The organism is Dyadobacter sandarakinus, assembly GCF_016894445.1.
Lineage (GTDB): Bacteria > Bacteroidota > Bacteroidia > Cytophagales > Spirosomataceae > Dyadobacter > Dyadobacter sandarakinus.
On the sequence record NZ_CP056775.1, the window covers coordinates 4,856,823 to 4,877,824 of the forward strand.

Sequence of the window (21,002 nt, forward strand, 5' to 3'; positions counted from 1 at the left end):
TTTTTGTAAAACAACATAAATCATGCAAAAGCTAGTCAGTTTCCTTGTTCTGGCACTCGTGCCGGTCATGCAGGCCTGCGACCTTTTTGGCCCGGTAGATGCGCTGAGCCCGGTAACTTCCGAGGTACTGGTACTGCAGGTCATTGCCACAGGTGCCAATGTAAGCGGGCACATTGCTGACCCCGCCGCGGGCAACAGCCGGCAGGAGAAAAAAAGCGGGCAGATCGTGGATTATGGTTTTGTATACGGTACCAAAATTGATCCGGTCATAGAAAATGACAAAACCCAGCGCGTAGGTGTAGACATTCCGGAAAGTTCCAGGATCTTCGATGCGTGGATTTCGGGCCTGTCTGTCAATACAACCTACTACATCCGGGTTTATGCAAGAAACGAGGGCGGCGGCATAGCCTACGGGCCATCGGTGAGCATTGTCACCGGCAACTACGTGCTCCCTTTGCTGACGACCAATCAGATCACCGGCATTACCGCAAATGCTGCGGTGGTTAACTTCACCATTGTAAATACAGGTACGGTCCCCATCCTGGCTTACGGGGTTTGCTACTCCAATGAAAATCAGCTGCCGACACCCTATAATTCTAAGTTACAGGTAGATGGTGCCGTACGCACGGGATCGTTCAAGCTTAACCTGGATAAGCTTTCGGACGGAACTACCTACTTCGTACGGCCTTATGTAATTACCGGGGGAGGCATATCCTACGGGAGGGTAGTCACCTTCACAGCCGGTCAGCCGGCCATTTTAAAGGACACCACCTTTGTCATGAACTATTCCAATACCTACGATCTTGAAACCGGCGAAATTCAGATGCGCAATGGAATGGAAGACCTTTACTGGTACCCCTACGGGCAGCCGGCAGGTATTTATCCTAAAAATGGCGCAAAGTATGCTGTCCTGCCCGATGGTACTGATTTCAATAAGCTCCGGTACAGCGACCTGCTTTCACAAAATTACTCGGGCAACTTTGTGGACGGCAGTTATACGGCCAAAACCAACAAGCTCAAAAACGGGACGGTGGTAGCTTATATCACCAATGTGGGCCACTACGGCAAGATGCGGATCAATTCTAAAGGTACCGACCGTACCGATACCGACGTGTACTCAGGCAATATGGAAGTGTCTGTGGTGACCTACAACAACGACTAGAAAACCGTAACGTATATGCATATCCGTAAATTAACAGTTGTACTGATGCTCCTGCTCCTGCAGTACCACACGCATGCCCAGGACAGGATCTGGCTGGATAATGGAAATCCGGTGCAGGCCAAGCTGAGCAAGGCTATGGACGGAAAGCTGGAATGGATTGCGTCCGACAACATCCCGCGGGTGTACAGCCGCAAAAGGTTTCTGGTGGTCTTTTCAACCTCGGGGCATTATCTGGTGATTTCGGAGCTGCATGACAATAACAGCAAGGCGCAGGCACAGATCGAGACGTTTTACAAGGCAGGCTCACGGCAGGCAAGTCAGGATATTATCGTCAAAACAGTGCCGCTCACGGTAATTACCGGCAGCATATCCTACGAAAGCGATGAAGTGATCAACTACCTGGCTGCCAATGGCAATCCGGCCTCAATCAGCAAGGAAGAGGTAGCCGCTGTGATCTATAAAGACGGGCGGCACGAGATCCTGCGCGATGTAGTGGATGTAGCTCCGCTGCTGGCTGAGGTTCACAAGGATATTGAGCGGAAAGAAAAAGAAATGCCTCCTGCATCAAAAACATCCGCTAATCCGAAGAAAGAGCAGCCGGCAAAGCCCACAGAGCCTGCAAAGCCCGTGCTGACAGAGGTGGAATACAGGGAATACAGCGAAAAAGGCATTCGGCGGGTGGATGAATTTACTTCCTACCTGAAAATTATCGGGAATAAAAGTCTGCGCTCGGAAGAGAAGAACAAGGCTGTACAACAGGCCCTGAGCCTTTTTGAGCCACAGGCCACCGTAGCCGTGAGCTCTGCGAGGGGCGTAAGAAAATACCCGGTCCGGGAATACCTGAACAGACTAAAATTACTGCCTTATGCATCCGTGAACATCACCTGGAATGAGGTCAAATATATCAGCGGGTTGAAACAGGAGTCCGATGGCAACTACTATGGGACAATTTCCGCACAACAGGTTTTTGAAGGGTTTTCGGCCAATGGAAAAGTCGCGTACGGGGATATTACCCGGAAAAACATCCGGGTAAAGCTGGAATCATACCAGAAAACCATCGACGGAAAAGATACTGTCAACTGGGAAGTACTGCTGGGAAACATAGGCATTGAAACCACCGAAGGACAATGAAAAAGGAAACAATCCAAATCATCCTGCTTGTGCTGCTCGCTGCTAATGCGGCTCTGGCACAATGCGGTTTCCTGGCGGGAAAAGTAACGGATTTCAGCAGCAACCTGCCGGTACAGGCATCCCTCTCGGCCCGCACGGAGCAGGGAAAGGTCCGGCTCGGCAAAACTGATTCGTCGGGCACATTCAACGTGGAAATGCCCTGCCGTGTATCGGCGATCACGGTGGAAGGCGCTGGATACCAGTCGCTGCACATGCCACTGAATGAGGATAGCAAGCCCGAGGGTACCTATTTCGTGGTATTTACGCTGATACCACTGGGGCGACAAACCAGCGATGCACCTTATGAACAGTCGGGGCAGAAGCATTTTGAGCTCGTGGACAGTGTAAAAACCACTTCGCTAATCCGGCGGATAGAGGTGCGCGACGCAGTCTCCAACGAGCTGCTGCCTGCGGAGTTATGCCTTTTTTATACACAAAAACAAAAGAAAGACTGCCTGAGCCTGTCGGGCGGGAAGCCCGCAGCAGAGGTGATTTTTACGGAAAAAGACATTGTGGCTGTGGAAGTAACCTCGGCAGGGTACCGCTCCTACCACGGTAACCTCATCCTCGACAAAACCGACCAGGAACCCCGCACCTACATGATCAGGCTCATGCGGCAGCAATCCATACTGTCTGTCAACATCCTGAATGCGAAAGCCGGAATGCAGCACAGGCTTATGGAAAAAAATAACACCGTGAAACCATTGCAGCGCATTGACGACGGCCATTACTATGCCGAAGTAACACCCGGAGCGACATACCGGATGAATGTTAGTGACAGTAACAATGCTTCGGACCTGAGTATGAGCATTGATCCTGTGGATGAAGGACTTACGCTTCGATCATTGCGGCTGCCGGCGGCAGCATCTGCGGGAAAAGCTACCGGGCCGGCAAGTCCTGAAAAGAAAACGTTGTATTTCCCCCGCAGCGATTACAAGCTGCCTGTACAGTCGGCCAGGTACCTTGATTCGGTTGCGGTATTTGTAAAAAGCAATAGCGGCAAAGGGTTGCGTATTACCGGGCATACGGACAATGTGGGTAACCCGGACCTGAACATGACGCTGTCGGAGTACCGGGTGCGCGTCGTGACCCGCTACCTCGTCACAAAGGGTGTACCGGAGCATCTCATTTCTGCCGCAGGGCTGGGCAGCCGTTATCCGGCCGTGCCCAACGATTCGGAAGAAAACAAGCGTAAAAACCGCAGGGTAGAAGTACAGGTTATTGATTTACAGCAGACAAGCAACTGATATGGTAGAGGTAATCAACAAAAAGGAATTAGGCAGATGCATGGGCTTGTGTATCCTGCTGCTGGTCATCGGCACATCCCCGCTGCAGGCCCAGGCACTCAGCCGGAAGGATGCCGACGAAATACGCGTACTGGCCCGCGAAAAAGTAAGAGGCCTGAACGAGCTGCTGAATGCAATTGCCAATGAAGACCTGAGCAATTACGAACGCAAATATTTGATAATGAACAGCTATATGCCCAGTCCCGACCAGATTTTTATCAACGACGGCGTGATCGTGGAGGATGATACCGACCCAAAGCACAAGACTGCGGCACCCGGCCCGGACACACCCATTGAAAAGTACCTGAGCAATTTTGACCTTTTTTATACCAAATCAGAAACCAATACCATTGAATTCACCAACCTCGTGGTGTCGGATGTGAAGGTTGACAAGTATCCTTTCGTCAAGGTATTTTACACTGAACATTTCAAAAGCACCAGGGGCGGCACCCCGTACGAGCCTGTAAGCCGGGTTGCAGAGCTGCGTGCAGACAAGTCGGGCAGTGACTGGATGGTGTTTCTGACACGTCTTGCATTCAGTTCGCCTGCTAATGTCAAATCGGTTCCGGTTACGCCCAGGCCTTCTGCCAGTTACGATTCCCTGCAAAGGAACAAAGAGCCGGTACTTGCCCGTCCTGCAGATAAAAAGCCTGTGGCAGCCACCGGCCAGACGCAGGACGTGCAGCGGGTTACTCAGGCACTGGACCAGGCGGCTGTGGCCGATGCGCAACGGCGCAGGAAGCTGGGGATTATCAAGGCCGGAGCAGGCGTGGCAGCCCTGGCGTTTGGAGGAGTGACTTACAGTATGCTCAGCAAGGATTATAAAGATTACAAAGCCAGGATCGCCGGCCACGAAGGCATTACCTCCTATGCAAAGCCGGGGATCTACATTTCGGTAGGTGCAGCGGCGGTTGGTTTAGGCGTGTCGCTGACCTCACTTTTTGATTTCAAGAATGCAAAACATCCCAGGTAATGTCAAAACCAGCAGCGCGTATCGGAGATATGCATGTATGTCCCATGATAACACCGGGACTGCCTCCTGTTCCGCACGTGGGCGGGCCGGTACTGCCGCCGGGAACCCCGCTGGTGCTCATAGGCGGCCAGCCGGCGGCGGGAGCAGGTGATATGTGCGTGTGCGTAGGACCCCCGGATGTGATTGCAATAGGCTCTGCTACGGTGTTGATCGGCGGCAGGCCGGCTGCCCGGATGGGTGATATGACGGTACATGGCGGCAGCATTGTAAGTGGCTGTCCTACTGTGCTCATCGGAGGGTAAAATGTTACCAGGAATTTATCAAATGCATATTCTAAACCATTTACAACTATGTTTAACTACGGAATTGGCGGCAACGAGCGCAAGATCGACCAGGCTGCCGAAGGAATTGCAGACATCCCGCAAAACCGGACACTGTTTGCCACGCGCCTCACCGGCGACCCGGCACCGCGCCCGGAAATGGTGTACGACCTTAAAACTACCGAAGAGGTATTTGCGCATTACCAGCCTGAAACAGAAGTGGAATTCATCACAGCCGATGGCAGCTTTGTAAACGAAAACCTGCGTATGCGCAGCCTAGGAGATTTCAGCAAAAAAGGCATCATCGCCCAAAGTGCATTCCTGCAGGATCTGGACGCCCGCTCCGACGCATACCAGCAGGTAGTACGGCACCTTAAAGTCAATAAAATCTTGAAAGCCGCCCTCGAAAAACCCGAAGCAAAAGCCGCATTGCTGGGCATTTTCCAAACGTTGGTCGAGGAGCTTTCGGGGGATTGAAGGAGGGAAGGAGGAGGAATGGAGGATGGAGGAAAGGAGGAAGGGAAGAAAGGAGGAAAGGAGGATGGGAGGCAGTATAGCTGATTATTAGGGTTTGTATATCTGTTGAATTGTTCAGTTAGGCATTCCTAGATCTACCCACTTTACCTACTTCATCACTGCCATCCTAATCAATCCTTCAACCATCAACCTCTCCCAATCCTCCATCCTCCTTCCTCCCCTTCTTCCTTTCCTCCTCCCTTGATCCATTCACCCATTCATCCCCAATCACACCATGCCAACCTCATTGACATCCCCCGAAAATTCCCCCGCTCCGGAGCGCATTGCTGTGCCGCTGGAAACCGGGCTTCCGCAGCTGGCCCGATATGGCAGCTTTGATTTGGTAGAAACCATCATAGAAGGTGCTGCCAACGTGAATCCTGAGAAAAAAGCCCGCAGGAAAATCTTCCTGACCGAGGCTGACAAGAAGAATGAACGGCAGCAGCTGAAAAAGCGGCTGGAACTCTGGAGTGAGCTACTCAGCAGCTCCGACAATGTGGCCGAAATGATCGAAGCCGGGCAGAAGCAGGCTGATGCTGCATCCTCATTACTGAAAGAAAACCTGGGCAAGGCGGTAGAGCAGCTACGGCCCCTTGAACAGTCGTACCGGTCGGTGGCTATGTTTTTCAAAAATACCGATCAGGAAAAGGTTAAAAATGTCACCTTCCTGAATGCCGATCCCGAGCAGTTGCAAGACCTGGATGTAACTACATTCATTGATGCAGTGGGAGAAGAGCTGGCCGCCAAATACGACCGCCTGGATCTCCGGGAAAACTACTCGATCCTCAATGTACCCGGCTACCTGGGCTCGGGCAAGGTGGTGGAAAAGTGGGCGAAAATGGCGCACAAAAACAAGGTAATGCTGCTCACGGACTTCATGCACCTGGATGCACCGGAGGACGTCATGGAGCTTTTTGAGGTAGCCAGCCTCACAGGCGGAGCGGCCCACCTGTCTAACGTGATGATGACCTGCAACTGGCTTACCGGCCGGGCCCGGCATGACGACCTGGGTGAAGAGGACGACCTCTATATACCGCCTTCCACGGCTTTGGCAGGCAATGTGTACAAAACGCTGATGTCGCAGGTGGCAGCCGGCAAGAAGCACGGTACCCTCAGCGAGGTGGACGGCGTGCGCTTCCCACTGAAAAAATCGGAGATCGCCGACCTTGAAAAAATGGGTTTGATCCCGATGGTTAATGAATTTGGAAAGGTAATGGCATTCTCGGCCAAGACGTTGTTCAATGGGGATAATGTAGGGCTGCAGACCTACTCGGTAGTGCGGGTGTTTGACTACATTACTAAGGTACTGATCGATTTTCTGAACCGGCGCGCTTTTGAAAATTTCGACTACAATACCAAAAATGACCTGAAAAAGCAGATCATCAAGTTCCTGGACAGCGTTACCGGCCCGGGCAAGCTGATCGAGAAGTTCAGCATTATGCGGTTTGAGCAAGACAAAAATCAAAAGGATAAGGTGTACCTCGACATCCATATGATCCCCTATTTTCCTGCGAAAAACTTCATGATCGCGCTCACCGGCCAAAAAGGCGACGACCTTGACGCCGCGGCCTGGAATGCGGAGTATGCTCAGCAGTAAGCAATCCGATTTTCTGATCGCCTGCATTCTCACACTCCTTGTCCTTCCATTAAACATTCATGCATTCCATGCTCACACTGACCATCGACCACGATCAGACCTACGAAATCCTTCTTATGCGGTTTGAGGTGCATCAGGGAGTGGACGATTCGATGGGAATTGCTTCACCAATGCAGTGGGCCTACCTGTACGTGGAAGCGGCGATGGTACTGGATGATTTTCTGGCAGGCTGGGCGAGTAAGGCTTCGCAGAAGTACGACCTGACGGTGGAGCATGCGGGTGAAAACGGACCAGTAAAGACGATGGATTTTAAAGAAGCAGTGTGTACGGAGCTGGTGGAAATGTTTGACGACGGAACTGATGGAGTGCGGTCACCGGGTGGATTGCAGAATTTTGTTACCTGCCTCACCATCACGGCCGGCAAAGTAGAGGTAAAAGATGCAAAGCTTGAAAACTTCTGAGCGATGGCACAGCAGGATGCGACCATTGGTGTTGAGGCACATGTTACGCTGGACGGAAAGGCGTTTTTGGGGCGGAAAGTCTCCTACGGCTGCAACCGCAATGCCGACGAACGCGGCGCTCCCACGGACGCGCCCAAACCCAGGCTGATCAGGATGATGCTTGTACCTCAGGCGAGTGATGACTTTGCATTGCTCTACGACTGGGCCTTCAAAAATGATCGCAAACTGAGCGGGCAGGTCGAGTTCAAGTACAGCAATAATTCGCAGGTACTCCGCAGAATCGAGTTTGAGGAGGCGTATTGTGTCGGGTTCAGGGAAACATTCGTGTATAGCGACGCAGGGATCAATGCAGCCCACGTGCCTGACCTCAAAAACTATAAACCGGAGCACCGGGGCGCACCTTACTTTCCGCAAAATCCGGACCCGGGCGCGATGTACGAACTGGTTCTGCTGCCGCAGAAGATGAAAATCGGACAAGTTGAAATAGAAAGCTGAATGGCACGACAAGTAGATACTTCCATTGAAATAGAAGGTGGTACGCAGATCACCCGGCACCTGGGGCTCACGATTGAACAAGATTTGTTTGACCATCACCGGTTTGAGCTCGTGGTACCCTTTGACCAGCTTGAAAAAGAAGGTGAGCACTTTTTCAATCGCTCGCACCGTACCGTAATGGGCAAAAAGATCACTTTTTCATTCAGCCCCCGGTTGAGTAAAGAGTCCTTTGATTTTTCATTTCAGGGCATTGTTACGGAAATCCGCCTGCGTAGCCTGAGTGACATGAGCAGTGCTTTTGTGATCAAAGGGTATAGTCCCACCATCGTGCTGGAAGATGCCGTACAGCGGCGGTCATTTCTGGAAGGTACCGTGCAGGATATTTTCAACACAGTATTACAACCTTATCCCCAGAACCTGCTGAAAAAACAGCTTCAACCCGAAAACGGCGGAAGGAATGTGCCCTTTATCCAATACAATGAAAGCAACTACCGCTTCCTGAGCCGCGTGGCCGACCGCTGCTGCGAGTGGTTTTACTACAATGGGCGGGAGCTTGTGCTGGGCCACGGTAACGATGCCGCGGAAGTGGATTTCCTGGTTGACGGTTTGCAGAACTTTGACGTAGCACTGCAGTTACAGCCTTCCCGGTTCAGTTTTGAGGGATACAATTACAGTGTTCCGGAACATTTCCGAGGAAGCTCGTCAACCCAGCAGGTGGACGGACTTACCACGCTGAGTTCGTTTACCCTGGACGAGTCAGATCATCTTTTTACACAAACAGCCCTGCTGCCTGCACCCGAAATCGTCAAAGACCAGGCCGAGATCGATGAGCTCACACGCATGGAACGTTCCGCACGCGTATCGTCCATGGTCGATTTCCGGGCCAATGGGGCCTTGCCCGATATCAGCATCGGGACGGTGCTTTCGGTGAAAGGGCAGCGGATCAATGAGCGGGGCGAGCCTTACGAGGAGAATTTTGGTAAATACCGCGTTACCCGCATTCGTCACGAAGTAAACACCGCCGGAAGCTACCACAACAACTTCCAGGCTGTACCAGAGTCGGCCCGGCATCCGCCCAACAATCCGCATGTAACCAATCCGGTGGGAGAGACCGAGCAGGCCGAGGTAATCGCCAATGATGATCCCGACAACCTGGGAAGAGTACGCGTACGTTACTCATGGACGCAGCCGCGGCCGCAGGATCAGGAGTCGGTGTGGATGCGGGTGGGCAGTATGCACAATGCCGCCGGGAAGGGTGCCTGCTTTGTGCCTGAGATCGGCGCGATGGTGATGGTAGGATATGAGGGTAACCTGGCCGAAAATCCTTTTGTACTCACTACCCTTTATCCCAAACCGAAAGAACAAACCAGCTATACACACAAAAATAATGATGTCAAAGTGTTGGCCACGCGCTCGGGCAATATGATGGTTTTTATTGATGAGGATGGCGATGCAAAAATCCAGATCAGCAACAGTGAAAAGCTGGATACCTACCTGCAATTCAGTTTTAAGGAAGAGGGTGAAATTGAGCTTTTTGTAGAGAATGGCCTGGTGAATATGGTATCAAAAAACCTGCATGTAAAAGCCTCCGAAAACATTGAAATGAAAGCCGGAAAGGAACTCAGGCTGGAAGGAAATACGATTTCCGTTAATGCAAGCGGGGATCTGAACATGGAGGCCAGCCTGTCCGCAACGCTGAAAGCAGGTACCACGCTCACTGCCGAAGGTACCGCGGGCGCAACCCTCAAAGGTGCCCGGCTCAGCATGGAAGCTGATGCCATGGCCGAAGTAAAGAGCAGCGGACCTGTCAAGGTCAGCGGGCTGCCTATCATGTTAAACTGAAAACTATATCCATACCTGTTTTATTCACTTTTAAACAATCACAATTATGCCAGCTTCAAGTTTTGACGCGTATTTTACCTGGGACGGCGGTCCTTCCGGTGACGGGATTGCAGTTATTTCCTGCAACTACTCCCTGTCACAATCCATAGATGATAAAGGCCGGGTATCATCCAAAGTATACGGCGGAACCGTGTTCATACAGGTCGACTCATCCGGCGTGAGCGACAGTCAGAATCTGTGGGAATGGATGGTGGACCCCGATGGGAAGAAGCCTTCCGCCAAAATTACCTTCAAGAATGTAGACGAAGAACAAACGCAAAAAGAGCTCGAACTCACCGACGTATATTGCGTACAGTACAGCGAAAGCTTTGTGGAAACCGGCTCCATGCCCATGACAACAAGCCTTACACTCTCGGCCCGGGAGATCAAGCTTTTTGGCACGCCGCATACCAACCGCTGGTAAACGACGATGTGGCAGGAGAGGGGATCACGCTGGTTTCGGCTCCTGTCACAGCTTTTTTATTGGTTAAAAGAAAGGGTACGGTTGCGGCATTGTACGGCTATGCGGCGCGTACGGCTACAATGGTTTCGTTATCAACAATGCCATTGTCCTGGAACGTAAGATCCGGGTCCATGTACTGCCGGCGGCGGTACCAGGGAGCTTTCCTGTAAAAAAGCCAGCCGTAGGGTGTACCGTCCGGGGCCAGGTACCCGATGGGACTACCCGGATTGCGATCGTTGTAATCGTTGAGGAAGATAAAAAACAGCTCCCCGAAGCGCATTGCGTGGGGTGCCTTGGCGCGGAAGTTGGTAAATACAGGCTCCTGGGCTTTTTTGGTAAACTCAAACTGAATCACAAGTACCCTCGAAAGATCAAGCAGGTCCATATCGGGCAGCGCCTTGCCCATCGGGTAGTACCATTTTTTATAGGATTTTACAGGAATTTCAAGATAACTCTGGTACACGCGTGCTATAAAAACAGGAAAAAGAAACCCGACGAGGGCGGTTGCCATCCCTACGCCCCTTACCAGGTCATTCGCCAGCTTGTGGTACAGGAAAATGATCACCAATGCAGCGCCCAGTGCAATAAGCAATGTAAAGCCAATAGCGAGACCAGCGCGGTTTTCAAAAAGACCGGGAAACCATTGGGTAAGGAGGTACACGTGCAGGATACCTGTTACAAAAAAGAAGGTCATGGCCATAGGATAGGCTGCACGGTATTCCGGGATCCAGAATGCCGTGCAGCCCAGGGCTGTCAGCAGGATGATTACTCCGATGGCATAGATAATCTGAATTCGTTGAGGAGCAGCTTGCGGGGAGAACAGTTTCATGAAGCTTTCTTGCTGTTTTTCAGGCAAAAATAGAATACACTTTCATTAATCCAACCCCCATTTTACTTACTGAAAACCATGGAGGATACAAACTATGCACTGCCCCTAAGTCTGGACAGGATTGTTGCCGGTCACCAGCATCCGCGTTGCGCCGAGCAGGAGGCGATTCACCAGCATGTGTATTTGCTTATGGTCACCCGGTTTGAAGAGCAGCGGTTTGACAGCCGGTATGGCTGTGCGCTGTGGGAACACGATTTTTCTGTTTTGTCCCAGATCAAATGGAAAGACCTCGTGCGCGAGTCGCTGGAAGAATCCATCGCCAGCTATGAGAAGCGTATTGCCAACCCGAAGATCCGTGTGGAAGTAGAGGAGCTGGAAATGATGACGAAAAGCAGCAATTACATCCGTAAACGCATTGGTGTGGAAGTGAAAGCAACCATCCGGCGTACCAATGAGCCTTTTACATTTTTTGAACGCATATACATTTCACCCCTGTCCATTGAGTGAGGCAGGATTGATAACCCGTACCATGGATTTTACCAAGGAAAATACAGCCCTACGCATGCTGAGACGCTCGGCAGAGCTATGGGGCTACGACGAAACGCAACTCGACCAGTTTGACCCGCTCGTAAAAATGCTGATCGGGGCATGTGCGGTTGAGTTTGAGAAAGTAGGGCAAAAGATACAGCAGACGGAGCTGCGGCTGATGACGCGACTGGCGGAAATACTTTCGCCCGAAACAACCCGGAGGGTACTGCCTGCCACGGCAATCGCCACTGCACGGTCCCTGGATGCCATTAGCTGGGTTGATCCGGAGAACCAGCTTGTTTTCAGACGTAGCTCGGTGCGGAAGAACGAAAATCCCGAGATGTACTTCGCACCTGCCGGGAGGTTTCCCGTAGTCAATGCAGGAATCTCCTGTCTGGCAACACCTGCCGGCCTGTACCAGGCAGACAATGGTGCCAGAAACCTGCTTTCTCCCGCACTTCGCAGAAATGCCGGTGCGCAGGATGTCTGGCTCGGGATCGAGATAGGTCCGGAAGTGCTTTCCTGGGAAAATTTCCGCTTTTATTTTGATTGGTCCAATGATGCTGCAGAATGGCATTACCGCGATTTTCTGCCGCTCACAAGCTGGACATGCAACGATGTTCCGCTACACCTGTCGGCAGGATCGGGCCAGGACAGTACGGGGGATACTTCCTGGTACGAGAGCGGCTTTATGCACATGACCGGACAGGCAAAGTTGGAAAAAGTCCAGCATGCAGCTCATTTTTATCCACTGGTATTTGAGCTTTTGTATGACCGGCAGTCTTTGCAAATGATGAAAAAAGAACTTGTATGGTTTCGTATCAGCTGGCCGGAGGCATTTCCGCTCAAAGGTTTTGAACATCTGCAGGTGGTGCTCAATGCATTCCCTGTGCACAACAAGCAGCTGCACAGGCTTGCGTACCGCCTTCAACCCGGCCTCAATGGCATTGCGCTGACTTCTGCGGACGCATTTGCAGGGGTACATGCGGTTTTGAACCAGAAAAATCAACAGTACACCCCATCCCACCAGAGGGATTACGGCGGAATGAACAGCCAGGAGCTGGTGTACACGCTGCGGGAGCAGGGGGTAGGCCGGTTTGATGCCCGGGATGCCAGGGCAATGCTTTACCAGTTGTCCGAGATGCTGAAAGATGAAGTAACTGCTTTCAGTGCGCTGGGCGACGACTTCCTTGCCGCTATACTGAGGGACATCAGTCAGCAACTTGCCCGCATTGATCAGAAGCTTGGGCCGAAAAAAGCGAGTGAAACAGGGGTACAGCCGTTTTTGGTGATACGCGGGGACAAAGATCCCGGGGTACTGGCCGTATCGTACTGGACGAGCATGGGCGGGGCAGCGAACGGCGTACCGGCCGGTGCACGGTTGCAGGCATATGCCGCCTCCGGGCTGAATGCCGCCGGCATGTATCTGGTCACCCGGACTACGGGCGGAAAAGCAGCACCCGAAGAAACGGAATATGTCGATCAGCTCAGGAACAACATGGTCACGCGTGACAGACTGGTAACCAGGGAAGATATTAAAGCATTTTGCCAGGCTGAACTGGGCGACCAGCTGGTGTCGGTTGAGGTGAGTACCGGCTACGAGCCGGGGCATTTGCCCGGCCAGGGTTTTATAAAATGTCTGCACATTGCCCTGCGTGCTGCTTCCATGCTTGCTGACGGGGAGTTGTGGCAGCAGCAGTGCGGGAAGTTGCAGTTAAAAATAGCGGAACGCTCGGCCGGCATGTACCCGGTGCGGGTTTTGTCGGCCTGAAACTGATACGATATGGAAAGCAATGATCAGACTGATCTCACCGCGGAGTTCATTGGTGCGGGCTGGCTGGACCAGGGGATTTCACAGGACAAATTTGTGTTGCAGGCACTCGGACCGTTTCGCCGGAGGAGCCACCCGGATGTTGCGGGAGTACGGCAGCTCGAAATCGGGCATTTCAGCGGCCCGGTCATCCGGGCCAACCGGAGCGGGCTGTACGACTACCTGCCCGAGCAGCTTTTTCACCTGCCGTCATCGCGGGAGATCAATACATTAAAAAAGAAAGTAGACGAAATACGCCTGCAAAGGGCGAAGGAGGAAAAAAGCCGCTTGTTTTTCCTGCCCTTCGAACAGGAATTTTTCAGGCACTGTACAATGCTGGAGCAGATCGAGCAGCGTGCCATGGAGCTGGCGGGAGATACGCGGCTGGTAGCGGTTTTAAGAAAATTCTGGGAGGTGCCGGAAGCTATCAGTACAGAAACGCTGGTCAGCCTGCTGCCCCTGCTGGCCGGAATCCATGTACACAGGGGTAATGTTCAGGTAGCGGCCAGCACCCTCACGCTGGTGCTTGGCCATGAAGTGGAAATAACAGAGAAGTGGGACGAGCCTGTTTTCACCGATTCTCCGGCTGTTTTGGCTGACGCTCTGCTGGGTATAAACCTGCTTCTGGGAGGCGAAGTCCGGCCGGACGTGCCGCAGTTATCCGTTACAGTTCACCTTCCCGACGTGCTTACGCTGGAAGAATGGCTGCATGAGCCTGCCCGGGAACAAACCGCGCGCTGGCTCCTGGGTTGGTTTGTTCCGGCGGAGTACGATTTTAATGTAGAATATACGTTGCCAGCTGGCGAGGCACAGCTGGTACTGGAAAATACGGCCTCAGGAGCATCCCGCCTTGGTTATTCCGTACTCAGTATGCAATAAGGAGGTTAACAATGCAGCAAACAGCAGGTTGTACAGGATTTGCCAACCAAAATATGTTTGTAAATGTGAATTTTTAAAATAAAATTTGCGGTTTAAACGGAATACCCAATCTAAGTGAAGACTGCGAAATTGATTCATCAGGCTATGAGCTTACTGCTTGCCACCTTACTGGTGCTGGCAGCGGGTGCGCGTACCTGGTCTGATTATGCGCAGCCGCATGCGTCGGATTACAAGGCGAAGAAAGCGCTTGCAGGACATGCACAAAAAGCTCCCGCCGGCGACAATGAGCAGGCCAAGTTCAGCGCACAGTCACTGGATGCAGTGATTACGCCTGCCATTTCGTTTGATTTTGCACATTATTTTTACTTCACACCGCAGCCAGCCTGGCAGTTTGTAGTCGCGCTGGGTATTGCGAAGACGTCCTACCGGGAAACCTTTTTCCTATTCACGTACTTCCACCGGATTTTTGGAAGGTATATAGTCACCAACGCTCCCTGAACGTTCCTGTGCATGCATTTCTGATGCAGTCATTTTCTGTTTTGCTGCATATGAGCCTTACAGAGAATGGATTATCAACCAGTTTCAAGAAAATCATCTTACTTTTTTATACTGAAAAATGACCAATAAGAATGGGATCATAGGGCTTACCATTGTGCTGGCCCTGATTAGTGTCTATTACCTGTCTTTCACCTTTGTGTCCAGAAACATCAAGGCGAAGGCAGCGGCGTATGCCACCGGCGCGAACGGCGAAGTGGACGTAGCAAAAAAGCAGCATTATATCGACTCGCTCTGGCGGGAGGAAGTGTATCTCGGACAGACTTTGCAGCAGGTAATGGAGCGCGAGCTAAACCTGGGCCTTGACCTTCAGGGCGGTATGCACGTAGTACTGGAAGTATCACCAGCCGACATCCTGAAAGGAATGGCAGGCGGTAATGCACGCAGCGTGGCATTCCAGAATGCATTGAAAAAGGCGGGAGAAGATAAGTCGGCGAGCAACCGTACATTCATCACCCGGTTTGTATCGGCATACAAGGAAGCGGCGCCTAATACCAGTCTGGCGAGCGTATTTGCAACCAGCGCCAACCGCGGAAAAATCAGCAGCAACTCTTCTGATGCAGACGTTGTAAAAATGCTGAACACGGAAATCGACGGTTCTATCGACCGTGCGTTCCAGATTACACAGGCACGTATTGATAAATTCGGGGTTACTAACCCGAATATCCAGCGCCTGCCGGGCCAGAACAGGGTATTGGTAGAACTTCCGGGTGTTGACAACCCTGAGCGTGTACGCCGCCTGCTTTCCGGTGCTGCCAAGCTTGAATTTTCGGAAGTATACCTGACCAACGAACTGGCTGCCGGCCTTGACGGTCTGGGAAAATACCTGGCGCGCCAAGCTGAAATTCAGAAAAATACATCCAAGCCTGCCGCTGCGGCAGCTCCTGCTGACACAACGAAAAAGGACGGGGCAAGCGGACTGGCTGCACAGCTGGAACAAAAGAGCGATTCGGTAAAAACAGATTCTTCGGCTCTGGCAGCTCAGAGCGCTGCATTGACCAGCCTGTTTGTGCCTATGCCGCAAGGATTGGGTGTGTACCTGAAAGATACGGCGCGTGCGGGCGAAATCCTGCGCCGTCCTGAGGTACGTTCCATGTTCCCTGCCGACCTGGTATTTATGTGGGACCGTAAAGGAATGGAAGCCGGTACCAACCAGCTGATTCTTCCTTTGTATTTTATCAAAAAGACAAACGGCGAAGCCGCTATGGAAGGGGACGTGATCGTGGATGCAACCAGTGATTACGACGACCGCGGACGTCCGGAAGTAACCATGCGGATGAATGGCGAAGGTGCCCGCAAATGGCGCTCACTTACCGCGCGCAGCGTAGGCCGGCCTATCGCAATTATCATTGATAACCTGGTGTATACGGCTCCCACCGTACAGGGCGAAATTCCGAATGGAAATTCAAGCATTACCGGCAGCTTCACCATTGAAGAGACCAAGGATATGTCCAACGTGCTGAAAGCCGGTAAACTGCCAGCTCCGACGCACATTGTGGAAGAAGCAGTAGTAGGTTCGTCCCTGGGTGCCGAGGCGATCCAGGATGGTCTGATTTCGTCGGCGGTAGGTTTGCTGATTGTACTGGTGTTTATGTTTGCTTATTATAGCAAAGCAGGCTGGGTGGCTGATATGGCATTGCTGATCAACCTTTTCTTCCTGCTTGGGGTAATGGCTTCGCTGGGTGCCGTACTGACACTTTCGGGTATTGCTGGGATCGTGCTTTCCATTGGTATGGCGGTGGATGCCAACGTACTGATCTACGAAGGAATCAAGGCCGAGCTGGCGGATGGTAAGCCTTTTGTGCAGGCTGTACGGGATGGTTTCAAGCACTCTCTCACAGCGATCATCGACTCCAACGTAACTACGTTGCTGACCGGTATCATCCTGTATACTTTCGGAACCGGACTGGTACTGGGCTTTGCAACTACGCTGGTACTTGGTTTGCTGACTTCCCTGTTTACAGCGATCTTCATTACGCGTCTTTTCATTGAAAACCAGATTTCAAAAGGCAAAACATTCAAGTTTTATTCAGGACTGACCAAAAACTGGTTCCAGGATAACCACTTCGATTTTGTATCCCAGCGTCGTCGTTTTTACATTATCTCTTCCATTATCATCGCGATCGGGGTAGGATCCTTTATTTTCAAAGGTTTTGGACTGGGTATTGATTTTAAGGGAGGCCGCTCATATGTAGTTCGTTTTGACAAATCAGTGGATGCAGACGAGGTACGCACAATCCTTGACGAGGCGCTTCAGTCCAGCACCGAAGTGAAGACCTTCGGCGGCCTGGATCAGATCAAAGTAACTACGCCTTACCTGATCGACGATCCGTCGCCGGATGCAGACCAGAAGGCCGAAACGAAAATCATGGAGTCTATCTCCAAGGTGAAGGACAACAAGGGCAAAATCGTAAGTTCCAGCAAAGTAGGCCCTACGATGGCGAAAGACACGCTGTGGTCTGCGGTATATGCCGTGATCCTGGCACTTATAGCTAACTTCATTTATATTTTTATCCGGTTCAAAAGGGTGGCATTCAGCTACGGTGCGGTGTTCTCGCTGGCTCACGATGTGGTGATCATCCTAGCGATCTTCTCACTCTTCAATGGCTGGCTGCCGTGGTCACTGGATATTGATCAGGCGTTTATCGGGGCAATCCTGACGATGATCGGTTATTCAATGAACGATACCGTGGTAATTTATGACCGTATCCGCGACTACCTGAAAGATGACAAGGCACGCGGTCAGAGCCTGCCTACCATCATCAACAATGCATTGAACAGTACTCTGAGCCGTACTGCCGTAACCGGTATTTCGGTAATTCTTGTACTGATCGTGCTGATGATTTTCGGTGGCGCCGTAATCCGCGGATTTACGTTCTGTATGCTTTTGGGTGTAATTGTAGGTACCTACTCTTCCCTGTTTGTAGCGGCACCGATCGTGGTTGACCTCCTGCAAAGGGATCAGAGAAAAGAGTCCGCCCTGGCAGTTGCAGAACCGACACCTGCTGCCGCTAAAAAGATCAAGGCTTAGTCATAGGAAAACAAAAAGGGGTAAGTCTTGTACTTTCCCCTTTTTTATTTTGTAATGATTATTTGTAAGCGAATTTTCTTCTAGATTTATACGTCTTTCATCTTTATAAAAAAGAGCTGATTATATATGGCAAGTCAAATTTGGGTTAAAAAGCCCCTTGATAAACTGTTGCACGAAGCGACCGGCGAAGGTAACCAGCTGAAACGTTCACTGGGATCCGGAAGTCTGGTGGCGCTGGGTATCGGAGCAATTATTGGTGCGGGGCTTTTCTCCATTACGGGAGGAGCTGCGGCCAACCAGGCCGGACCGGCAATCACCATTTCTTTTATTGTTGCTGCATTGGGATGTGCTTTTGCAGGATTGTGCTATGCAGAGTTTGCATCCATGATCCCGGTAGCAGGAAGCGCCTATACTTACTCGTATGCAACAATGGGCGAGTTTATCGCCTGGATCATTGGCTGGGACCTGGTACTGGAGTATGCCGTAGGTGCGGCTACCGTCAGTATCAGCTGGAGTCGCTATCTGGTTAAGTTTTGTGAAGGCTTTGATGTCCATCTTCCCACGGCCCTGACCGTAGGTCCCTGGGACGGGGGCGTGATTAACCTGCCGGCTATCTTTATTGTAATTCTGATGAGTTTGCTGCTCATGAAAGGTACTGAGGAAAGTGCAACGGTGAACGGTGTTATCGTAGGGCTGAAAGTACTTGTCGTGATCATATTCATTGTACTGGGCTGGAAATACATCAACGAATCCAACTATGTACCCTACATTCCTGAAAATACGGGCAAATTTGGTGAGTACGGGTTCAGCGGTATTGTCCGGGCGGCGGCCATCGTGTTTTTTGCCTATATAGGATTTGATGCGGTAAGTACTGCCGCACAGGAAGCCAAAAATCCAAGGCGTGACATGCCGATCGGTATCCTGGGCTCACTGGTAGTCTGTACCATATTGTACATCCTGTTTGCACATGTAATGACAGGTGTTACAAACTATACTTCCTTCAAAGGTCAGGATGGAATTGCGCCGGTGGCCGTAGCCATTGAAAGTATGGGAACAACGGATGCAGCAGGCGTTATTCATCCGGATTATCCCTGGCTGAACCGCGCGATCATCGTGGCTATCCTGGCAGGATATGCATCTGTAATCCTTGTGATGCTTTTGGGTCAGAGCCGGGTGTTTTTCAGCATGAGTAAAGACGGACTTTTACCACGTATATTTTCAAGCGTACATCCCAAATACCAAACCCCTGTTAGAAGCAATACCATGTTCCTGGTGTTTGTAAGCTTGTTTGCAGCGTTTGTGCCGGCCCGGGTTGTGGGTGAGATGACGAGTATCGGAACCTTGTTTGCATTTATCCTGGTATGCGCCGGTATCATTGTAATGCGCAGGCAAATGCCGGATGCACCGCGCGCGTTCAAAACACCTCTTGTACCGCTGGTGCCTATCCTTGGTATTGTTACCTGCTTTTTCATGATGGCATTCCTGCCGCTTGATACCTGGATCCGTCTTTTTGTCTGGATGATCATTGGATTCGACGTGTACCTGTGGTACGGAATCAAAAACAGCTACCTGTCCGACAGGCTGCCTTTGTCCATTCGCAACGGAAGCAAAACCGTAGGAAGTACAGGCCTGGTACTGGCAATCCTGCTCGCTGTGATTGCATTTGTACATCATGCACAAACAGATGGTGCAGACTCTGGTATTTTCTACTTTTCCGTGATTTTTGCCGCTATACATGCGGTCACATTCGGAATAACGAGGTTCAGAAAGTAGCGTCATAAGTAAAAGCAAAAAGGCCGCTCCTGTTCGGGGGCGGCCTTTTTGCTTTTATTTAAAATCGTGCGAGTACCTTTTCTGAAATCGTTTGCCCGATGGAGAGCGAGGAAGTAGCGGCAGGCGAAGGTGCATTACAAACATTGATGGCCACCTTATTTTCAATGATTGCAAAGTCGTCGAGCAGCCCTCCTTCGTAGTCGCAGGCCTGTGCACGTACACCGGCACCTCCGGGCACGAGGTCGTTCATCTGTATCTCGGGAATGAGTCCCTGTAAGGCTTTGGTAAATGCTGCTTTTGAAAATGATCTGTAATATTCACCCATACCCGTGCGCCAGTATTTGGCTGCTACTTTGCGGAAGCCCGGCCAGGCAAGCGATTCCAGCATTTCGGGCATATGGATATCAGTTTTCCTGTACCCCTCCCGCCGGAATGCAAATACGGCATTGGGTCCAGCTTCTATACCCCCTTCAATCATCCGTGTAAAGTGTACACCGAGGAACGGGAAATTGGGATCAGGTACAGGATAAATCAGGTTGCGCACCAGATGATGTTTGTCGGCTGTGAGTTTGTAATATTCACCTCTGAATGGAATAATGCGCACTTTTACAGGCTCGGGCTGCGTCATTTGGGCGATCTTGTCCGAGTATAATCCGGCACAGTTAACAACCAGCCGGGTCTCAAATACCTTTCCACTTTCAGCAATTACCTCCGGGTACCGCCCTTGATTGCGAATGCCGGTAACTTTTTGCCCGAATAGTATTTCACCTCCGGCTTTGCGAAAGCATTCCGCGTATTGATCACTTACACTTTTATAATCGATGATACCTGTATAGGGTACCCATATTCCTTCCAGTCCTTTTACATGCGGTTCGATTTCCCGGATCTCACCGGCATTGATCATGCGGTTGTCAGTCAATCCGTTCTGTACGCCGCGTTCGTACAGGTTGCGGAGCAGTGGTCGCTGTGCTTCATTGGTAGCCACCACAATTTTACCGCAAAGATCAAAAGGTACTTCCTCCCGCCGGCAAAAGTCGATCAGCATCTGGTATCCCCGGATGCAGTTGGTTGCTTTGAGGCTGCCTGGCTTGTAGTACAAGCCCGAGTGGATCACGCCGCTGTTATGACCCGTCTGGTGCATGGCTACGGTTTGTTCTTTTTCCAGAACAGCAATTTTGAGGGAAGGTCGCTGCTCAATCAGCCGGAGCGCAGTGGCAAGCCCGACAATGCCGCTGCCGATGATGGTAATATCGTACATTAATGTTGGTTAAAA

Annotated in this window: 19 protein-coding genes; 17 read left to right on the forward strand and 2 right to left on the reverse strand. The window is 51.4% G+C overall.

All coding sequences use genetic code 11. From position 1 onward, the window contains the following. The first annotated feature begins 22 nt into the window (after window positions 1-22). The 11 genes from HWI92_RS19900 (at window position 23) to tssD (HWI92_RS19950) (ending at window position 10,285) form a co-directional block, all read left to right on the forward strand. The gene (locus HWI92_RS19900; protein ID WP_204658541.1) at window positions 23-1,162 is read left to right on the forward strand and encodes a hypothetical protein; all 1,140 of its coding nucleotides are present in this window, start codon (window positions 23-25) and stop codon (window positions 1,160-1,162) included. Between the two features lie 15 nt (window positions 1,163-1,177). Then, window positions 1,178-2,293, forward strand: coding sequence for a hypothetical protein (locus HWI92_RS19905; RefSeq protein ID WP_204658543.1), 1,116 nt, complete (start codon window positions 1,178-1,180; stop codon window positions 2,291-2,293). Further along, complete coding sequence (locus HWI92_RS25350; protein ID WP_229248361.1) at window positions 2,290-3,579, forward strand: OmpA family protein; 1,290 nt, start codon at window positions 2,290-2,292, stop codon at window positions 3,577-3,579. Before HWI92_RS19905 ends, HWI92_RS25350 begins: the two co-directional genes overlap by 4 nt. Window position 3,580: 1 nt before the next feature. Next, window positions 3,581-4,591: a hypothetical protein gene (locus HWI92_RS19915; protein WP_229248363.1), complete on the forward strand. Its 1,011-nt coding sequence runs from the start codon at window positions 3,581-3,583 to the stop codon at window positions 4,589-4,591. Further along, entirely contained in the window at window positions 4,591-4,893 is a 303-nt protein-coding gene (locus HWI92_RS19920; RefSeq protein ID WP_204658546.1) for a PAAR domain-containing contractile injection system baseplate protein, read from the forward strand. The genes HWI92_RS19915 and HWI92_RS19920 overlap by 1 nt, the downstream gene beginning before the upstream one ends. Before the next feature lie 48 nt (window positions 4,894-4,941). Next, window positions 4,942-5,388 (forward strand): hypothetical protein, encoded by a 447-nt coding sequence (locus HWI92_RS19925; RefSeq protein WP_204658548.1) that lies wholly within the window; start codon window positions 4,942-4,944, stop codon window positions 5,386-5,388. A gap of 274 nt (window positions 5,389-5,662) precedes the next feature. Beyond that, a complete protein-coding gene (locus tag HWI92_RS19930; RefSeq protein ID WP_204658550.1) occupies window positions 5,663-7,024 on the forward strand; it encodes a DUF5458 family protein in 1,362 nt (453 codons plus the stop codon). Between the two features lie 59 nt (window positions 7,025-7,083). Further along, window positions 7,084-7,485 carry a type VI secretion system tube protein TssD gene (gene tssD, locus HWI92_RS19935; protein ID WP_204658552.1) on the forward strand — a complete coding sequence of 134 codons (402 nt, stop codon included), beginning with the start codon at window positions 7,084-7,086 and terminating at the stop codon, window positions 7,483-7,485. 3 nt (window positions 7,486-7,488) lie between these two features. Further along, the gene (tssD, locus tag HWI92_RS19940) at window positions 7,489-7,980 is read left to right on the forward strand and encodes a type VI secretion system tube protein TssD (protein ID WP_204658554.1); all 492 of its coding nucleotides are present in this window, start codon (window positions 7,489-7,491) and stop codon (window positions 7,978-7,980) included. Then, window positions 7,981-9,822: a type VI secretion system Vgr family protein gene (locus tag HWI92_RS19945; protein ID WP_204658556.1), complete on the forward strand. Its 1,842-nt coding sequence runs from the start codon at window positions 7,981-7,983 to the stop codon at window positions 9,820-9,822. It begins immediately after the preceding gene. Window positions 9,823-9,868: 46 nt separating this feature from the next. Beyond that, complete coding sequence (gene tssD, locus HWI92_RS19950) at window positions 9,869-10,285, forward strand: type VI secretion system tube protein TssD (protein WP_204658558.1); 417 nt, start codon at window positions 9,869-9,871, stop codon at window positions 10,283-10,285. 97 nt (window positions 10,286-10,382) lie between these two features. Here tssD (HWI92_RS19950) and HWI92_RS19955 read toward each other — a convergent pair whose 3' ends face one another. Next, window positions 10,383-11,153 carry a TssN family type VI secretion system protein gene (locus tag HWI92_RS19955; protein ID WP_204658560.1) on the reverse strand — a complete coding sequence of 257 codons (771 nt, stop codon included), beginning with the start codon at window positions 11,151-11,153 and terminating at the stop codon, window positions 10,383-10,385. 78 nt (window positions 11,154-11,231) lie between these two features. On the opposite strand from HWI92_RS19955, the gene HWI92_RS19960 reads away from it, so the two are divergent. The 6 genes from HWI92_RS19960 (at window position 11,232) to HWI92_RS19985 (ending at window position 19,729) form a co-directional block, all read left to right on the forward strand. Further along, window positions 11,232-11,660, forward strand: a complete 429-nt coding sequence (locus HWI92_RS19960) for a GPW/gp25 family protein (protein WP_204658562.1) — start codon at window positions 11,232-11,234, stop codon at window positions 11,658-11,660. Between the two features lie 22 nt (window positions 11,661-11,682). Then, on the forward strand, window positions 11,683-13,452 hold the full coding sequence (locus tag HWI92_RS19965) for a hypothetical protein (protein ID WP_229248365.1): 1,770 nt from the start codon (window positions 11,683-11,685) through the stop codon (window positions 13,450-13,452). A gap of 12 nt (window positions 13,453-13,464) precedes the next feature. Further along, entirely contained in the window at window positions 13,465-14,370 is a 906-nt protein-coding gene (locus HWI92_RS19970; RefSeq protein ID WP_204658564.1) for a hypothetical protein, read from the forward strand. A 144-nt stretch (window positions 14,371-14,514) separates the two neighbouring features. Then, a complete protein-coding gene (locus tag HWI92_RS19975) occupies window positions 14,515-14,868 on the forward strand; it encodes a hypothetical protein (RefSeq protein WP_229248366.1) in 354 nt (117 codons plus the stop codon). A 118-nt stretch (window positions 14,869-14,986) separates the two neighbouring features. Then, window positions 14,987-17,956 carry a protein translocase subunit SecDF gene (gene secDF / locus HWI92_RS19980; RefSeq protein ID WP_204658566.1) on the forward strand — a complete coding sequence of 990 codons (2,970 nt, stop codon included), beginning with the start codon at window positions 14,987-14,989 and terminating at the stop codon, window positions 17,954-17,956. A 126-nt stretch (window positions 17,957-18,082) separates the two neighbouring features. Further along, window positions 18,083-19,729, forward strand: a complete 1,647-nt coding sequence (locus HWI92_RS19985; RefSeq protein ID WP_204658568.1) for an amino acid permease — start codon at window positions 18,083-18,085, stop codon at window positions 19,727-19,729. Window positions 19,730-19,787: 58 nt separating this feature from the next. On the opposite strand, the gene lhgD is transcribed toward HWI92_RS19985, so the two are convergent. After that, complete coding sequence (gene lhgD / locus HWI92_RS19990) at window positions 19,788-20,987, reverse strand: L-2-hydroxyglutarate dehydrogenase (protein WP_204658570.1); 1,200 nt, start codon at window positions 20,985-20,987, stop codon at window positions 19,788-19,790. Window positions 20,988-21,002: the final 15 nt, after the last annotated feature.

What these genes read in the sequence shown, in the direction of transcription:
- HWI92_RS19900 (WP_204658541.1), top strand. Translation starts at nt 23, where the DNA reads ATGCAAAAGCTAGTCAGTTTCCTTGTTCTGGCACTCGTGCCGGTCATG.
- HWI92_RS19905 (WP_204658543.1), top strand. Translation starts at nt 1,178, where the DNA reads ATGCATATCCGTAAATTAACAGTTGTACTGATGCTCCTGCTCCTGCAG.
- HWI92_RS25350 (WP_229248361.1), top strand. Translation starts at nt 2,290, where the DNA reads ATGAAAAAGGAAACAATCCAAATCATCCTGCTTGTGCTGCTCGCTGCT.
- HWI92_RS19915 (WP_229248363.1), top strand. Translation starts at nt 3,581, where the DNA reads ATGGTAGAGGTAATCAACAAAAAGGAATTAGGCAGATGCATGGGCTTG.
- HWI92_RS19920 (WP_204658546.1), top strand. Translation starts at nt 4,591, where the DNA reads ATGTCAAAACCAGCAGCGCGTATCGGAGATATGCATGTATGTCCCATG.
- HWI92_RS19925 (WP_204658548.1), top strand. Translation starts at nt 4,942, where the DNA reads ATGTTTAACTACGGAATTGGCGGCAACGAGCGCAAGATCGACCAGGCT.
- HWI92_RS19930 (WP_204658550.1), top strand. Translation starts at nt 5,663, where the DNA reads ATGCCAACCTCATTGACATCCCCCGAAAATTCCCCCGCTCCGGAGCGC.
- tssD (WP_204658552.1), top strand. Translation starts at nt 7,084, where the DNA reads ATGCATTCCATGCTCACACTGACCATCGACCACGATCAGACCTACGAA.
- tssD (WP_204658554.1), top strand. Translation starts at nt 7,489, where the DNA reads ATGGCACAGCAGGATGCGACCATTGGTGTTGAGGCACATGTTACGCTG.
- HWI92_RS19945 (WP_204658556.1), top strand. Translation starts at nt 7,981, where the DNA reads ATGGCACGACAAGTAGATACTTCCATTGAAATAGAAGGTGGTACGCAG.
- tssD (WP_204658558.1), top strand. Translation starts at nt 9,869, where the DNA reads ATGCCAGCTTCAAGTTTTGACGCGTATTTTACCTGGGACGGCGGTCCT.
- HWI92_RS19955 (WP_204658560.1), bottom strand. Translation starts at nt 11,153, where the DNA reads ATGAAACTGTTCTCCCCGCAAGCTGCTCCTCAACGAATTCAGATTATC.
- HWI92_RS19960 (WP_204658562.1), top strand. Translation starts at nt 11,232, where the DNA reads ATGGAGGATACAAACTATGCACTGCCCCTAAGTCTGGACAGGATTGTT.
- HWI92_RS19965 (WP_229248365.1), top strand. Translation starts at nt 11,683, where the DNA reads ATGGATTTTACCAAGGAAAATACAGCCCTACGCATGCTGAGACGCTCG.
- HWI92_RS19970 (WP_204658564.1), top strand. Translation starts at nt 13,465, where the DNA reads ATGGAAAGCAATGATCAGACTGATCTCACCGCGGAGTTCATTGGTGCG.
- HWI92_RS19975 (WP_229248366.1), top strand. Translation starts at nt 14,515, where the DNA reads ATGAGCTTACTGCTTGCCACCTTACTGGTGCTGGCAGCGGGTGCGCGT.
- secDF (WP_204658566.1), top strand. Translation starts at nt 14,987, where the DNA reads ATGACCAATAAGAATGGGATCATAGGGCTTACCATTGTGCTGGCCCTG.
- HWI92_RS19985 (WP_204658568.1), top strand. Translation starts at nt 18,083, where the DNA reads ATGGCAAGTCAAATTTGGGTTAAAAAGCCCCTTGATAAACTGTTGCAC.
- lhgD (WP_204658570.1), bottom strand. Translation starts at nt 20,987, where the DNA reads ATGTACGATATTACCATCATCGGCAGCGGCATTGTCGGGCTTGCCACT.